This is a genomic window from Streptomyces omiyaensis (assembly GCF_014650895.1).
Classification (GTDB): Bacteria; Actinomycetota; Actinomycetes; order Streptomycetales; family Streptomycetaceae; genus Streptomyces; species Streptomyces omiyaensis.
This window is the reverse complement of record NZ_BMVV01000016.1, coordinates 147497-163021: the sequence shown is the minus strand read 5'-3', so window position 1 is coordinate 163021 and position 15525 is coordinate 147497. Positions and strand designations below refer to the sequence as shown.

Annotated in this window: 11 protein-coding genes and 1 pseudogene; 3 read left to right on the top strand and 9 right to left on the bottom strand. The window is 76.3% G+C overall.

The genetic code is table 11. The annotated features are described in order from the left end of the window. Positions 1 to 344: 344 nt before the first annotated feature. A complete protein-coding gene (locus IE287_RS24940) occupies positions 345 to 1127 on the top strand; it encodes a hypothetical protein (RefSeq protein WP_229883707.1) in 783 nt (260 codons plus the stop codon). A gap of 180 nt (positions 1128 to 1307) precedes the next feature. Here the strand turns inward: IE287_RS24940 and IE287_RS24935 are convergent. The 3 genes and pseudogenes from IE287_RS24935 to IE287_RS24925 form a co-directional block, all read right to left on the bottom strand. After that, positions 1308 to 2537: pseudogene (locus IE287_RS24935) on the bottom strand (cation:proton antiporter domain-containing protein); the annotation flags it as partial. A 45-nt stretch (positions 2538 to 2582) separates the two neighbouring features. Further along, a complete protein-coding gene (locus IE287_RS24930; protein ID WP_189851406.1) occupies positions 2583 to 3614 on the bottom strand; it encodes an ornithine cyclodeaminase family protein in 1032 nt (343 codons plus the stop codon). 11 nt (positions 3615 to 3625) lie between these two features. Then, positions 3626 to 4495 (bottom strand): PhzF family phenazine biosynthesis protein, encoded by an 870-nt coding sequence (locus IE287_RS24925; protein WP_189851405.1) that lies wholly within the window; start codon positions 4493 to 4495, stop codon positions 3626 to 3628. A 185-nt stretch (positions 4496 to 4680) separates the two neighbouring features. Between IE287_RS24925 and IE287_RS24920 the strand changes: the two genes are divergently transcribed. Continuing rightward, complete coding sequence (locus IE287_RS24920) at positions 4681 to 6111, top strand: aminotransferase-like domain-containing protein (protein ID WP_189851404.1); 1431 nt, start codon at positions 4681 to 4683, stop codon at positions 6109 to 6111. Positions 6112 to 6164: 53 nt separating this feature from the next. On the opposite strand, the gene IE287_RS24915 is transcribed toward IE287_RS24920, so the two are convergent. The 4 genes from IE287_RS24915 to IE287_RS24900 all read right to left on the bottom strand — a co-directional run bounded on the left by IE287_RS24915 (position 6165) and on the right by IE287_RS24900 (position 9713). Next, complete coding sequence (locus IE287_RS24915; protein WP_189851403.1) at positions 6165 to 7346, bottom strand: spore photoproduct lyase family protein; 1182 nt, start codon at positions 7344 to 7346, stop codon at positions 6165 to 6167. 180 nt (positions 7347 to 7526) lie between these two features. After that, the gene (locus tag IE287_RS24910; protein WP_189851402.1) at positions 7527 to 8063 is read right to left on the bottom strand and encodes a cytochrome b; all 537 of its coding nucleotides are present in this window, start codon (positions 8061 to 8063) and stop codon (positions 7527 to 7529) included. A 156-nt stretch (positions 8064 to 8219) separates the two neighbouring features. Then, the gene (locus IE287_RS24905; protein WP_189851401.1) at positions 8220 to 8741 is read right to left on the bottom strand and encodes a hypothetical protein; all 522 of its coding nucleotides are present in this window, start codon (positions 8739 to 8741) and stop codon (positions 8220 to 8222) included. A 141-nt stretch (positions 8742 to 8882) separates the two neighbouring features. After that, the gene (locus IE287_RS24900) at positions 8883 to 9713 is read right to left on the bottom strand and encodes a DUF1206 domain-containing protein (protein ID WP_189851400.1); all 831 of its coding nucleotides are present in this window, start codon (positions 9711 to 9713) and stop codon (positions 8883 to 8885) included. 211 nt (positions 9714 to 9924) lie between these two features. Here IE287_RS24900 and IE287_RS24895 point away from each other — a divergent pair, with 211 nt between their 5' ends. Further along, positions 9925 to 10299: an FKBP-type peptidyl-prolyl cis-trans isomerase gene (locus tag IE287_RS24895; RefSeq protein ID WP_189851399.1), complete on the top strand. Its 375-nt coding sequence runs from the start codon at positions 9925 to 9927 to the stop codon at positions 10297 to 10299. 133 nt (positions 10300 to 10432) lie between these two features. Here IE287_RS24895 and IE287_RS39320 read toward each other — a convergent pair whose 3' ends face one another. Both IE287_RS39320 and IE287_RS24885 read right to left on the bottom strand, forming a co-directional pair. Then, positions 10433 to 12241: a S8 family serine peptidase gene (locus IE287_RS39320; RefSeq protein WP_189851398.1), complete on the bottom strand. Its 1809-nt coding sequence runs from the start codon at positions 12239 to 12241 to the stop codon at positions 10433 to 10435. Positions 12242 to 12406: 165 nt separating this feature from the next. Then, entirely contained in the window at positions 12407 to 15460 is a 3054-nt protein-coding gene (locus IE287_RS24885; RefSeq protein WP_189851397.1) for a helix-turn-helix transcriptional regulator, read from the bottom strand. Positions 15461 to 15525 lie beyond the last annotated feature (65 nt).

The following is a 15525-nucleotide window of genomic DNA, read 5'->3' as shown; positions in this document are numbered from 1 at the left end:
GGGGGCGCGGCGCCGCCGAGGGTGCCGCGCGGAAAGGAACCGGGCGCACCTGAAAGGAACGATTCCGGACATGAAGAGAAGGGTGTCCGGGGGGACAGGAGCCCTCGTGGGGCGGCCGCCGTGACGGCACCGATGCTAGGGAGCGGTCCGACGCGAGGTCAATGGTCTGGACCATCTGATCGCGTCGACCTGCGACGACGAAGACCGGTCGCCGCGGCGGGGAGCACCGGACGGATCGCCGGACCGAATCGCCGCCGCCGCGCGCGCCACCGCCCGCCGCCCGCCGCCCCACGACAATTCCCGCCACCGCCGGACCGGGAAAGGGGAGATGACAGGATGGCGAGGTGTCCGACTCCCTCCGCGCCCTGTGGCTGCGCGGCATCGCCTTCAACCCGGCCGCGCCCGCGGACGCGCTGATACGCCTGCTGGACCCGGCGGCGGGGACCGCGGGCCGGTCGATGTGCGAGGGGCGCGCCCTGCCCGACGCCGTCCTCGACGCCGCCCTGCGCCATCCGGACCGAGACGTCCGCGGCGCGCCGGCCCGCAACCCCCACGTCGACCCGGCGCGGCTCGCCGCCCGAGTGGTTCGCCGCCTGCGCCGCGTCCGGGGAACCGGCTCTCCGCCGGGTCGCGGCGAGATCGCCCCGCCTGCCCGCCGCACTCGTCGACAGGCTCGCGCGGGACGAGGAGGAGGCGGTACGCGTCGACCTGGCCTGCCACCACCCCCTGGCCCCGCCGGGCCTCCTCCTCGACGTCTTCGTCACCCGCCCGGTCCACGGCCGCACCTGCTGACCCTGTCCGGCTTCCCCCGCACCGGCACCGCCCGCCTCATCGGCCACCCGGACCCGCAGGTGCGCGCCCTGGCCGCGGCCGACCCCGCCCTGCCCGACCCCCCGCTGGACGACCCGGACCCGGCGGTCCGCCGGGCGGCCGCCGCCAACCCGGCCCTGGCCCCCGGGACCCCGGAAACCCTCCTCGCCGACCCCCGCACCGCCGAGGGCGCCGCGGCCAACCCCTCCCTGCCCGCCCCCCCGCGTCCACGCCCTCCTCGACCACTGCCTGACCGCCACTGCCTGACCACCACGGCCCGACCGGCACCGACCGACCGGCGGTCCGACCACCACTGACCGGTCACCACGGACCCGCGCCACCGGCCCCGGACCGGAGCGCGTCGGACAGCACGACAGGAGCCCCCGCCCGCCGCCCTCCCGCCGGGGGCCGACGACTCCACCTCCCCCTGGATCCGGACCGGGGCGCGGCACCGCACGGCGCGGATCCGCCTCCCGCCGACGGCGGCGCCGTCATCCGCGCCGGCGGTCCAGGTGGCGGATGACGGGGGTGGCGGTCGTGCCGTGGAGCACCACGGACAGCAGGACGGTCAGGGCGACGACGGGCCAGAGCTCTGCCGCCTGCGCGTCGAAGCGGTCGCTGTGGCCGAGGGCGTAGGCGAGGTAGAACAGGGAGCCGATGCCGCGGATCCCGAACACGGCGATGACCAGGCGCTCCCGCCGGTCGGTGCCGGTGCCCAGCAGACCCGCGTAACCGGCGACCGGCCGGACGACCAGGATGAGGAGCACCGCGAGCAGCGCACCCCGCCAGGTGACGGAGGGAAGGCCGTGGGCGACGAGGTACACGCCGAGCAGGAAGAGCAGGAGGACGGTCAGGAGCCGTTCGATCTGTTCGGTGAACTCGTGCAGGACCTTGTGGTAACCGTGGCTCCGTTCGGCGGCCCGGATGGTGCAGGCGGTGACGAACACGGCGAGAAAGCCGTAGCCGTGCATCAGCTCGGTCGCTCCGTACGTCGTGAACGTGGCGCCGAGGGCGACGAACCCCTCCATGTGCTCCGACAGGCGCAGCGCCCTGTGCCGCGCGCGGAAGAACATCCACCTCAGCAGCCGGCCGGCGAGGACGCCGGCCACGATCCCGACGGCGGTGCGGGCCAGGACGTCGACCAGGATCCAGTCCGTGATCCACGCCGCCGACCCCGCGGGGGCGGCGGCGAAGGCGACGGCCCCCAGCACGAAGGGGAAGGCGAGTCCGTCGTTCAGTCCGGCCTCGGCGGTGAGGGAAAGCCGGACCTCGTCCTCGTCGTCGGGGTCGTCGGTGGGCTCACCCACCCGCACCTCGGCGGCCAGCACCGGATCCGTCGGCGACAGCACGGCCGCGAGCAGCAGTGCCGACGCGAGGGGCCATTCCAGGAGCAGCGCCGCGGCGGCGGTCACGGCCGCGATGGTCAGCGGCATGCTGATGCCCAGCAGTCGCCACGGTCCGGCCCACCGGCGCAGGCCGACGGGCCGGTTCAGCGCGAGCCCGGCTCCCATCAGGGAGACGATCACGCACAGCTCCGTGGTGTGCTCCACCCACAGCCGGGCGCGCTCCGGCTCCACCGCCGGCACGGGGAGCAGTCCGGCGAGCATGCCCCCGGCCAGGAAGACCATCGGCATCGACAGCGGCCGGTGCAGGACGAGCCGGGGAACCACGGCCGCCCCCAGAGCGGCGATGCCCACGGTGAGGTAGACGGCGTCGGAGAACGTCACCCGTCCCATCCTGTCCCACCAGCCCGTCGTAAACCTGGCACCACGTCAGTCCCGGAGAGCCGCCGGACGGTCATCGGACCCTTCCTCCGTGCCCTTCCCCCGCGGTCGGACGGCACCGGCCTCCAGCAGGGCGAGGGCCGTCTCCGCGGCGGCGAGGTCCTGCGGTCCGATGCCGATGAGCTTGGCGAGGGTGATGTCCTCCGGGGTGCGCCGGCCCTCGGTCCGGCCGGCCAGGACGGCGCCGATCTCGCCGTCGATGCGGTCCTCCGTCACCTCGCCGCGGGAGAGGGCCGCGTACACGTCCCCGTACCGGAGGGCGAGTTCGCGGCTGTCCACGAGGAGCCGGGTGGCGCGGCGCAGGCAGTCGGCGTCGAGCTCGCGCTTGACCGGGTCGTCCGCGCCGACGGCGGTGACGTGCTGGCCGGGGCGGAGCCAGGCGCCGCGGAGGACGGGCGTGGTGCCGGCCGTCGCGGTGACGACGACGTCGGAGCGGCGCACGGCCCGCTCCGGGTCGGTGACCGCGGTGACGTCGACGTGCGGCAGCTCGCGGCCGAGGCGGTCGGCGAGGGCGGTCGCGCGCCGGTGGTCGCGGCCCCAGACGTGGAGGTGGCCCACGGGGCGCACGAGGGCGAGGGCACGGGCCTGGAGTCCGGCCTGCCTGCCGGTGCCGAGGACGGTCGCGCGGCTCGCGTCGGGCCGGGCGAGGGCGCGGGCGCAGACGGCTCCCGCGGCGGCCGTGCGGAGGTCGGAGAGGTGGTGCTCGTCCTCCAGGACCGCGGTGACGGCGCCGGTCGTCGCGTCGAAGAGGGCGACGAACCCGCCGCCCTCGGGCAGGCCGCGGGAGCGGTTGCCGGGGAACCAGTTGGCGACCTTGACGAGGAAGTGGCGGCCGCCGGGCAGGTGGGCCGCCTTGACGTGGGAGTCCCCGCCGTCGGCCACGGGGAGCACCATCACCGGGGCGCGGGCCCCTTCGGTGGTGCTGTGGGCGGTGAGGGCGGCGGCGACCGGCTCGACGAGGTCGGCGAGGTCCACGGCGGCGCGGATGCGGTCGGCCGTGTGGAGGGGGAAACGGGACACGGGAAGGCTCCTCACGCGGGCAGGGTGTCGAGGGTTCCCCGGGCCACCATGGTCACGTCGCCGCCGACCCGGACGTTGCGCAGCGCGGCGGGGCGCCCCTGCGGGACGACGGTGAGCCGGCTCGGGCGCCCGGCGAAGCGGCCCTGCCGCAGGACGAACCCCTCGTCGACGGGGACGGCCCCGTACCGGGCCAGATAGGCGCCGACGCAGCCGGCGGCGCTGCCGGTCGCGACGTCCTCCAGGACGCCGTCGTTGTTCCAGTGGCGGCCCTCCCGCGCCTCGACGTCGAGCACGTACGCGAACTGCGCTCCGTACCGGCCGATCAGCCGCGCGAAGTCGCGGTGGACGATCCTCGCCCCGGCCAGACCCGCCACCACGGGCACGACGAGGTAGCGCAGCCCCGTGGAGACGACCTGGAGCGGGAGGCCGGCGAGCGCGTGCGCGGGCAGGCCGAGGGCGGCGGCGACCCCCGCCCGCTCCGCGTCCGGGACCGTCGCCAGGAACTCGGGTGCGCCTTGGTCGAGGTCGGCGTGGTAGCCGGTGGCGGTGGGGCGGGTGGACACCTCGACGGTGCGGCCCGGGAGGTGGAACGTCCAGCGGCGGGGCGCGCCGCCCCCGTCGCGTTCGTGCAACACGGCGGCGGCTCCCAGGACCGGGTGCCCGGCGAAGTCGAGCTCCTCGAAGAGGTCGAAGACGCGGGCCGTGACGTAGTGGGTCCCCTCCTCGGCCCTCAGGAAGATCGTCTCGAAGTGGCGCAGCTCCTGCGTGAGGGCGAGCATCTGCGCGGCGGAGAGACCGGGGTCGTCGGGGAAGACGGCGAGTGTGTTGCCGGTGTAGGCCTGTCCGGCGAACACGTCGACATGGCGGTAGTGCAGGGGCATGGGACGTCCAGGCGGGTGTCGGTGTCGGTGTCGGTGTCGGGTGTCCGTGCGGGTGCGTGCCGGGTGCGGGGCCCGTTACGGGGACGGGCGGGCGCCGGGAGCAGGCGGCCGCGCCGGGGCGGTACGTCTCGACGCCAGACGGCGCCCGTCGTCCGGTCGTGGTCCAATCCTCCTAGACTGGCCCAATGGACCAGGTGGTGCGGCGCGTCCCCGCGTCGCGGCTCCCCCAGCTGCTCGGCGCGTGGCGCACCGGGGGCGGGACGCTGCCGCGGCAGCTGGCCGACGCCGTGGAGAAGGCCGTCCGCGACGGGCGGCTGCCGGTCGGCGCCGTCCTTCCCGCCGAGCGCCTGCTCGCCGGGGCGCTGGGCCTGGCACGGGGCACGGTGACGACGGCGTACCGGCTGCTGCGCGAGGAGGGGTTGATCGTCACCCGGACCGGCGCGGGCAGCACGGTCGGCCTGCCGCCCGCCCTGCACGACCGCCTCTCGCCGTGGGCCAGCGACCGGGGCGAGGCGGGCCGGAACGGCGCCCCGCTGGACCTCACCGTCGCGGAGCCCGCCGCTCCCCTCGACGACCTGCTCGACGCCGTACGGGAGGCCGCCGACGCCCTGCCCGGCGCGCTGCTCGCCGACGCCTCCGAGGACGACCGGCCGTCGGCGCTGCGCGGGAGGATCGCCGCGCTCCACACCGCGCAGGGCCTCGCGACCGACGGCGGGCACCTGCTGCTCACCAGCGGCGCCGACGCCGCGCTGAGCCTGCTGAGCGCGGCGTACCTGCGGCCGAACGCCAGGGTCGTGCTGGACTCACCCACCTACCCGGGGGCGCTCGCCCTCTTCCGGGGCGCGGGAGCCCGGCTGGTCGCACAGCCCCTTTCCCCCGGCGGATGGGACCTCGCCGCCCTGGACCGCACCCTCGCGGCGGCCCGGCCGGCACTGACGTACCTGGTCACCGACTTCCACAACCCGACGGGGCTGCTCATGGGCGAGGAGGAGCGGGCGGAGCTGCGCAGGCGGCTGCGGGCCCACGACACCCTGGTGGTCCTCGACGAGACCATGCGGGACCTGGACCTGCGCGAGGGCGCCGCCCCGCCGGCGCGCGCGGCGGGACGCGCCGGCGACCGGAACACCGTGTCCGTGGGGTCGCTGAGCAAGTCGCTGTGGCCGGGGCTGCGCGTGGGCTGGATCCGGGCGCACCCGGACGTCGTCCGGAGGCTCGCGGCGCTCCCGCTCGCCGCCGCGCTCGCCCCCTCGCCGTTCGACCGGCTCGTCGCCGCCCGCCTCCTGGAGCGCAGGGAGGCCGTCCTCGCCCGGCGGATCGCGCAGCTGCGCGTGCGGCGGGACCATCTGGCCGCGCGGCTGGCGGAGCTGCCGTGGTGCCGGTTCCGGGTCCCGGACGGCGGCCTCTCCCTCTGGCTCGAACTCCTGGACGCCGACGCGCGGCACCTGTCCGAGCGGGCCGCCGCGCGCGGCCTCGCCCTGACACCGGGCTTCCGCTTCTCGCCCGACGGGACGCTGGACCGCTTCCTGCGACTGCCCTTCACCCTCCCGCCCGAGGCGCTGGACACCGCGGTCGACCGGCTGGCCGAGGCGCACGCGTCGCTGTCGGGCGCCGGCTGACGCGCGGGGCGCGGCGGCTGTGCGGGGCGCGCGGCGGCCGTGCGGGCCGTCGGTCAGAAGGCGTACCGCACGCGCAGCCAGGGGGCGCGGGCCCCGATCAGGGCGGTGAGCGCCTCGACCGCCTCGCGTTTGACGGCGGTACGGTAGCGGACGTTCAGGGCGCCGTTCTCGGACCGCTTGGGCTGCTGGAGGCCGGGCTGCCACAGCAGTTCCTCGGCGCGCGGGTGCCAGCCCAGGTTGACCCCGTGGAGGTCCTCGTTGTGCGTGAGCATGATGACCTCCGCCGCGGCCTGCTCCTTCACCCGCCTCGGGAGCACGTCGTCCATCCTCTGCAGCAGCTCGCCCCAGGCCTCGCGCCAGCCGGGGCGGATCACCACCGGGGACAGGTTGAAGTGGACCTCGTAGCCGGCGTCGAGGAAGTCTGCGGCGGCCCGGACGCGGGCGGGCACGGGGCTGGTGCGGATGTCGAGGAGCCGGGAGTCCTCCGGAGGCATGAGGGAGAACCGGATCCGGGTACGGCCCCGGGGGTCGAGCCGGAGCAGGTCGGGGTTGACGAACTTGGTCGCGAAGGACGCCTTGGCCGTGGGCCAGTGCCGGAAGGCGTGCACGAGGTCGGCGGTGTTGTCGCTGATCAGGTCGTCGACCGAGCAGTCGCCGTTCTCGCCGATGTCGTAGACCCACGCCTTCTCGTCGCACTGGTTGGGCTCCCGCTTCGGCCCGGTCGCCGCGATGTGGCGGCCGAGCGCGCCGAGGACCCGTTCCACGTTGGTGAAGACGGTGAGGGGATTGGCGAAGCCCTTGCGGCGCGGGACGTAGCAGTACGCGCAGGCCATGGCGCAGCCGTTGGAGAGCCCGGGGGCGATCCAGTCGGCGGACCGGCCGTTGGGACGGACGGTCAGGGAGGCGCGCTCGCCGAGGACGAGCGTCTCGCTCTTGATCCTGACCCAGCGCTCGACGTTCCCGCCGTTGCCGTGGAGGTGTGGAATGCGCCAGTGGGAGTCCGTCCCCACGAGCCGGGCGCCGGGGAACCGCGCGATGATCTGCCGCCCCCGCCAGGACGCGGCGGCGGCCGGTTCGGCGTGGATCTCCGCCACCCGCAGCAGCCGGGCCGCCTCGGGCCCGTCGCGGAACGCCCGCCCCTCCTCCGCCGCGGCCGGGGCGGCCGCGGCCACGAGGTCCGCCACGTCGAACAGCCCCTCGGCCTCGCCTGCAGTCTCCCGGGCACGCCGTCCCATGCCGCTCCGCTCCCTCGCCGGGCCCGGGGCCCTCGGTTCCTCCGGGCTTCCCGGCGCTCCGGGCTTTCCGGCCGCTCGCCGCCGCCGGTGACGAGCCGTTCCCCCAGTCTACGAAGTCCGGACGCGGTCCTGGGCGACGTGCCCGGCAGCGCCGCCGGCGTCACGGCCGTCGTGCGCGGGTCACAGCATGCGCCGCAGGAGCCGGTCCCGGTCGAGGAGCTGGTGCTTGAGGACCAGGCCGACATGGGCCGTGAGCGCGGCGAGGAACAGCGCCTGCGCGGACACGTGCACCCCCACCAGGCCGTCCTCGCCCGAGGCGAGGAGCACCACGCCCGTGGCGGGGACGACGAGGGTGAGCAGGAGGAGCGCTCCCTCCGTACGGTGGGCGAGACGCCGCTCGAACGGCTTCAGCGTGGGCGCCCAGGGCGGCAGTCCGGCCCGGCGGCGCCACAGCAGTCGCGCCACACCCAGGACGACGATGACGGCTCCCACCAGGACGTGGGCCGTCAGCACGGCATCGTCGCCGAAGGGCTCGTACCCCTCGCCCCCGCCCCGGCCGCGCCCCCGCCCGGAGTCCCCGCCCCGTCCCCGGCCCCGACCGTGCCCGGACCCGGAGGCGTCGAGGGCGTAGCCCAGGACGAACTGGACGGCGAACGCGATCACGACGCTCCAGTGCAGCGCCTTCGTGAGAGGCCGGTAGCCGACGGCATGTTCCATCCCCCCATCCCACCCCATCCCACCCCATCCCGCCGACCGCCCAGGGGCACCACGCGCGGGACGCACGGGACGCGGCCACGGGGGGCCTGCCCGGAGCGGCCGGGAGTCCGTCGGCGCGGCCGCGCCGACGGACTCCCGGTGTGCCGCCCGGAGGCGTCAGCGCAGCACCTTGCGCCAGTTGCCGCCGAGCTCCACCGCGTCCTCGTAGCCGTAGGAGCCGCAGAGGTCGCCTCCGGCGGGTTCGAGGGCGCGGATCGCATGGCCCCGCTTGTCCGTCTTGCGGTAGGTCACCACGCAGGAGGCGATCATCGGGTAGTCCTGCAGGAACTGCCGGAGGACCGCCCGGCAGGAGTGGCAGGGGCCCTTCTCGGAGTGGAGCGCGATGCTGCCCCCGGTGACCTGCGCCAGGACCTGGGCCAGGTACTGGTCGTCGTCGCAGCCGAGCCGCTCCAGGACCGCGTTGGCGAGGATGTTGACGGTCTGCCTCTCCGGATCCCTCTCGTGGCGGTACTCGCCCGCGAACCTGCCCTTGGGCTCGGGCAGACCGTGGTAGTAGGTGCTCATGGTCACGGGGGTGCCCGACGTGCGCCGGAGGGTTCCCGAGAGGTCGGGACCCGCGGTGAAGGAGATCCGGTAGGTCAGGGTCGCCTGGTTCTCGTAAGCGGCTGCCGTGGTCACGCGTACTCCGTCCGCCGAGGGGGAGGGGGGCAGGGAACACCGTGACACGTGCCCATAAACGCGGAATGAACGGGCAGGTGAGGACGCCCCGCCCCGCAGGGCCCCTCCCGTCCCCCCGCCGCCCGGGGCGGACCGCGGTGGTCAGACGTCGCGCCACTTGGCCTGGCCGAAGGAGAACACGCCGAAGAGGACGAGGCCGACGGCGACGGCGACGAGGAGCCACGGCCCCGCGGGCGTCTGGGCGAAGGAGCGGATGGCGTCGTCCATGCCCTTGGACTCCTTCGGGTCGAAGGCGATGGCCGCCTTCAGGCCGAAGGAGCCGATCGCGCCGAAGACGAGTCCGCGTCCCACGCCCCCCGCGATGCCCGTCACGTCCATGAACCGCCGCTGGGGCTTCGACATCCGGTCCCACACGAGGTGCTTGCGGTACGTGCGCAGCACCGCCCGGCCCGCCGTCCAGACTCCCGCGCCGAGGAACCCCGCCGCCGCGGCGCCCACCCACCACTGGCCACCGGGCAGGCCGAGGAGGTGCCCGGTGACGTCCTGGCTCTGCCGGTCGGTGGAGCCGGCCCCGCTGCCCCGGTCGCCGACCGCGAAGGCCAGGACGAGGAACGACGACACCCCGTAGAAGACGAAGCGCGCGCCGGACAGGGCGCGCTTGCCCGCCCCGCCGCCGTCGGGCCCCGCCGCGCCGAACAACGCCTCGGAGAGCCGCCACAAGGCCATTCCCGCGAGTCCGATGCCCAGGGCCCACAGCAGGACGGCCCCGAAGGGCGTCGCGGCCACCTCGGCGAGGGCCCCGCCCCGGTCGGCCTGCTCGTTCGTGCCCGTGAGGCCGATGCGTACGGCCAGGATGCCGATGAGCAGGTACAGCACACCGCGCGCCGCGAAACCCGCCCGTGCACCTCCGCGCACGGCGTCCCCCCGGGCCGCTCGCCTCGCGGCGGCCCATGACGATCCGGCTGTGGTCATGTCAGGTCACTCCCTCCGTCCGAACCCCCCGCGTGCCCCGGCTCCGCGACTCGAATCACCCGGAGTCCCGACCGGGCCCGCACGGGTCGGCCCCTCACCGGCAGGGCCCCTCACCGGGGGCGGCCCGTCGCACGGGTCGGCCGGGGCGAGAATGATCACCCAGGCGTGCCGGTCCGATGGCGGACCGGCCGACGAGAGCGAGGAGCGGGCCATGTCCCTTGAACGACCGCAGATCGAGACCCCCCAGGGGCGGCCGTCCCCCTACCTGCACATCGAGGACGTGGTGGTCGGGGACGGGGCCGAGGCCACCAAGGGCTCCACGGTGTCGGTCCACTACGTGGGAGTGGCCCACTCCACCGGCGCGGAGTTCGACGCCTCGTGGAACCGCGACCAGGCCTTCGAGTTCACCCTGGGAGGCCGGCAGGTCATCAAGGGCTGGGACATGGGGGTGCGGGGCATGAAGGTCGGCGGCCGCCGGAAGCTGGTCATCCCGCCCCACCTGGCCTACGGCGACCGCTCGCCGTCCCCGGCCATCGGGCAGGGCGAGACCCTGGTCTTCGTGGTCGACCTCCTCTCGGTCGGCTGACACCGGGCCGCGTCCGCCGGGCCGCGGCCCGGCGGACGCGGCACCCGTGACGCCCGGGGCGCGCCGTCCCTCCGGGGACGCGCCGCGGCCCGCCCCCGGAGGGACGGGCCGCGGCAGGGTGGTGGGGGTCAGGTCACGACGCGAAGCACAGCGCGCCGGTGCCGAAGGCGTAGCAGTCGATCCGCTTGGTCGCGGTCCCCGTGCGGCCGCCGCGGTCGGTGACCGTCAGCTGCGCGGTGTACGACCGCTGCCCGGCCGGGTACCGGTGGGCGGCGGTGACGCCGGTGGCCGAGGTGGTGTCGCCGAAGGCCCAGCGGTAGGAGGCGATGTCGTCGTCCGGGTCGGTCGAGGCCGAGCCGTCGAACGTGCAGTCGGCCTGCCAGCAGGAGACGCCGAAGGAGGCGGTCGGCGCGGAGCCGGCCGGCGGTTCGGCGGTGCCGGCGGTGACCTGCTCGGTCGTCGAGCCGGTGGAGCCGTCGTCGTCGGTGACGGTCAGCTTCACCGTGTAGGTGCCGCCCTTGGCGTACGTGTGGGTCGGTGCGGCGCCCTCGCCGGTCCGCCCGTCCCCGAAGTCCCACGCGTACGAGACGACGGTGCCGTCCGGGTCGCTCGACGCGGAGCCGTCGAAGGAGCAGCTGGGCGTGGAGACGGAGCACCGGGCGGTGAACGAGGCGGTGGGCTTGCCGGGTTCGGCGGGCGCGCCGAGCGAGGAGACGTCCAGCAGGAGGTTCGGGGAGCCGCTGCCCGGGTTGCCGACGACGCCCGACCGGGCGCCCCGCACGAGCGCGTCGCGGACCTGCTGCGGGGTCGCGTCCGGGTGGGCGGACAGGTGGATCGCCGCGGCGCCGGCCACGTGCGGGGTGGCCATCGAGGTACCGCTCATGGTGGCGGTGCCGCCGCCGTTCCTGGTGGAAAGGATCGACCCGCCGGGGGCGAACAGGTCCAGGCAGCGCCCGTAGTTCGAGAAGCCGGAGCGGCCGTCGTTGCTGTCGGTCGAGCCCAGGGTGATCGCGGCGGGGAGCCGGGCCGGACTGGTGCCGCAGGCGTCCTTGGCGTCGTTGCCCGCGGCGACCGCGACGGCGACGCCGGAGTCGATGACGCCCTGGACGCCGTCGTCGAGGGCCTGGTCGGCGCCGCCGCCGAGGCTCATGTTGGCTATCGCCGGCTTCTTGGCGTTGCGCGCCACCCAGTCCAGGCCCGCCACGATCTGCGACGTGGAACCGCTGCCCTGGCAGTTGAGCACCCGGACGCCGACGAGCGCGGCCTTCTTCGCGACGCCGTACTCCTTGCTCGCGACGGTTCCGGCGACGTGCGTGCCGTGGCCGTGGCAGTCGGCGGAGTCGGCGTCGTTGTCGATGAAGTCGTAGCCCGAGGCGGCCCGGCCCTCGAAGGAGGCGTGCTGGCGGTACAGGCCGGTGTCGAGGATGTACGCGGTCACCCCCGAGCCGTCGCCGGGATAGGTGTAGCTGCCGTCCTTGGCGCCGTCGACCCGGTCCAGGCCCCAGGAGGGCGGATTGGGCTGCGTGCCGACCGCCTGCGCCACCAGGTCGGCCTGGACGTAGCGGACACCGGGCTGCGCGGCGATCCGGGCGGCCTCCTCCGGCGTGGCGGTGAGGGAGAAGCCGCGCAGCGCCGAGGAGAAGACCGAGCGGACGGTGCCGCCGCCGCGGCCGGTCAGCGCGGACGCCTCGTCGGCGACCCGGGCGTGCGCGGCGGCCCGCGCGGCCGTGGCGGTGCCGGCGGTGGCCCGGCCCTCCAGGGCGACGACGTACCGGCCGGGCAGGGCGCGCGGGCTGTCGGCGCCGCGGACCTGGCCGGTGGAGGGAGCGGGGGAGGCGGAGGCGGTGCCCGCGGAGGCGGGGACCGACGCCGCGACCACGAGCAGGCTCGCGGCCGCGGCGGCCGAACAGAGCGCGCTGAGACGTCTGGAGGCGGATCGCATGGACATGCTCCTCGACAGGGGGATCCGCCGGCGGACACGCCGGCGGGTGCTGGGTCGCACCGCCGCACCGCCCCGGGGTGCGGGGGAGGCGCGGCGGCGACGATCACCCTCGTGCACCCGCCGGAGCCGAACAATCCGTGGAGCGATAGGTAGGGGTACGTACTCCTACCTATCGCCCGGCGGCCCGGCCCCGCCCCGGCTCCGGTCGGACGGCTGCGGCGGTACGGCCCCGCGCAGGCGGTCGGCGAGCTGCGAGCGGTCGCGGGCACCGACCTTGCGCAGGGCACGGGCGACGTGCTGCTCGACGGTGCGGGGGGAGAGGAAGAGGACCTCGGCGATCTCGCGGTTGGTGCGCCCGTCGGACGCGAGCCGGGCGACCTCCTCCTCGCGGGGGGAGAGGCCGGAGCCGTACCCCCGCCGTCCCCGGCGCGAGGCGGGCGCGGTGCCGGCCGCCCGCAGGACGCTGCGGCAGCGCGCCGCGTCGTGCGTGGCGCCGAGCCGCTCGTACACCTTCGTGACGCCGGCGAGCCGTTCGCCCGCGCCGGCGAGGGGCGGCCCGCAGCGCAGCCCGGCCTCGGTCGCGCGGGCGGCGGGGTAGGGGCGGGGGAGCGCCCCGTACCGTTCGGCCGCCTCCAGGAAGAGCGCGGAGGCCGCCGCCGGGTCGGAGGCGCGCGCGAGCAGGGCCCGGCAGACGAGCAGGGAGGCGTCGGCGAGCGGGGTGTCGCGCCCGTCGGTCCCGGCGGCGAACTCCGCGGCGAAGCGCTCCGCGTCGCCGCGCCGGCCGGCCCGGAGCCACGCGACGAGCATCATCGGCGCCGCCTCGGCGGCCCACGCCCACACGTCCTTGCGGCGCAGCCGCACGGCGATCCGGTCGGCCTCGGCGAGGGCGTCGTGGGGTTCGTCGCGCAGCAGCGCGAGCCGGATCGCGCTGCCCGCCGCGGCGGCGAGCAGGGGAGCGGAGGCGTTGGCGGGGTCGGCGAGGGCGGCGGCCCCCAGGTGGGCCCCGCTCTCCTCCCAGCGGCCCCCGGCGAGGGCGAGCAGAGCCAGGACGAGGTGGGCGTCCGCCTCGATGCCGGTGGCGCCCTCGGCGGAGCGCAGGACGCGGCGGGCGCGCGCGTCGAGCCCGTCCCACGCACCCCGGTGCCACTCGGCGCGCAGGACCGTGCCGTCGATGATCCCGCCGAGGAACGGCTCCCCCTCCTGGCTGATGAGCCGCACGCCCTCCCGCCGGAACCGCTCCGCCTCCCGGTCCCGCCCGATCCAGGACGCCGCGTCCATCAGGTTGCCGCAGGTGCGGGCCAGCTCGCGCCGCTCGGCGGTCCCGGGCCGCTCCGCCGCCCCGCCGCCCTCCCCGCCCGTCCTCCCGCGCCCGGCCCCCGCCCCGGTACCGCCCTCTCCGTCCCCACCCGCAGTTCCCGTTCCCGATTCCGTTCCCGTTTCCGATTCCGTTCCGGATCCCGTTCCCGTTCCCGATTCCGTTCCCGCGCCGAACAGCGAGAGCGCGTCGTCCACCGCGCCCGGATCGCCGACGCTCACGCGCAGGCTGAGCCGGTTTCCTCGGACGGCGGCGTGCAGGGCGCGCTCGCCGGGCATCCGGGGCAGCAGCGCCTCGGCCCGGTCCATCCACGCCTCGTACACCGTGCGCGGATGGTCGCCCCAGCCCGGCATGGCGAGGCCGGCCATCGCGCGGGCGGCCAGCGCGGGCCGGTGCCGGGCGAGTTCGGTCGCCGCGAGCTCGGTGTCCCGGCGGCCCTGCTCCTGGTTGCCGGCCTGGTTGTTCAGCAGGAGGCCGAGGTTGAGCCGGATCTCGCCGCGCGCGGCCTCCTCCAGGGTGCCGTCGTCCAGGACGCGGCGCAGCAGCGCGGCCGAACGCTGGTGCGCCAGGCCGAAGACGGCGAGCCGGCTGAGCCGGACCGCGTGCCAGGTCCGGCCGGCCGGGTCCGGCGCCGGCCCGGAGAGCAGCTCCTCCAGCAGTTCCACCGCGACCGCCGTGTCGCCGCGGGCCCGGGCCACCTCCGCGGCCTCCCCGGCGCACCGCCACCAATCGCCCAGGTCGCCGGAGCGGCGCGCGTGATGGGCCAGCCGCCGGTGGGGCGGGTCGTCCAGGGCACCGAGGACCTCCCGGGCACGCCGGTGCAGGACGCTCCGGTCGGGTGGCAGGACCGCCTCGTACACCGCCTGCTGGGCGAGCGGGTGGCGAAAGCCGTACGTGTCGTCCCCGGAGGCCAGCAGCACACCCGCGAGGAGGATCTCGCGCAGCGCGCCGGGCGCGGCACCGGGCTCCTGGCCGGCGACGGCGGCGAGGACCCCGGCCGACGACGGGACCTGGAGCACCGCCGCCGCGTGCGCGAGGGCCACCGCCGGGGGCGACAGCTCGGCGAGCCGGTCCTCCATCGCCTCCCGCAGCAGGACGGGCACCGGCAGCGCCTGGAGCGGACCGGCCCCCGGCCGGCCCGCCCGCTCCGCCAGCCCGGCCGGGCCCAGCGCGTGCACGACCTCCTCCAGCACGTAGGGCACGCCCCCGGTCCGTTCGCACAACGCGCGCGCGAGCGACGGCGCCACGTCCACGCCGGTCAGCCCGGCGGCGAACTCGCCCACGGCGCCCGCGTCGAGCGGCTCCAGCAGGAGCCGCAGCGAGGACACGCCCGGAGCGGTCCGGTAGTCGCGGCCGAGGGGATGCGCGCCCCGCACGCCGGGCGCGGCGCGCCGGTGGCTCAGCAGGACCACGAGGCGCGGCGGGGGATCGTCGGCGAGGAAGCGCAGCAGGTCCCGGGTGCCGTCGTCCGCCCAGTGGAGGTCCTCCACCACCAGCACGGCCGGGCCGAGCGCCGCCAGCACCTCGCGCACCGCGCGGAAGACCCGGTGCCGGTCGGCCGCGCCGTCGGGCAGGGGGCCGGGGACGTCCGGAAGCTCCTCGGACAGCTCGGGCAGGTAGGGCGCGAGCGCCCCGCACACCGGCGAGAGTCCGGCCGGCACGTGCCCCCGCAGCGCCCTCAGCACGTCGAAGAGCGGTCCGTACGGGAACGGTTCGCGCAGCGGCCGGCAGATCCCGTACAGGACGGCGGGCCGCCCCCGCGCCGCCCGGGGGACGGCGGGTCCCAGCGTCTCGCGCAGCAACCGCGTCTTGCCGATGCCCGCCTCGCCCTCGACGAGGACGACGGCCGGCGTGCTCGCCACGGCGTCGAGCAGCGCCCGCACCTGCCCCGCACGTCCGACCATGGCCGACGTACCCCTGATCGCTCCCACCCCCTCGGCCCGGTGTGCGTCGCAACCTAGTGCACGCG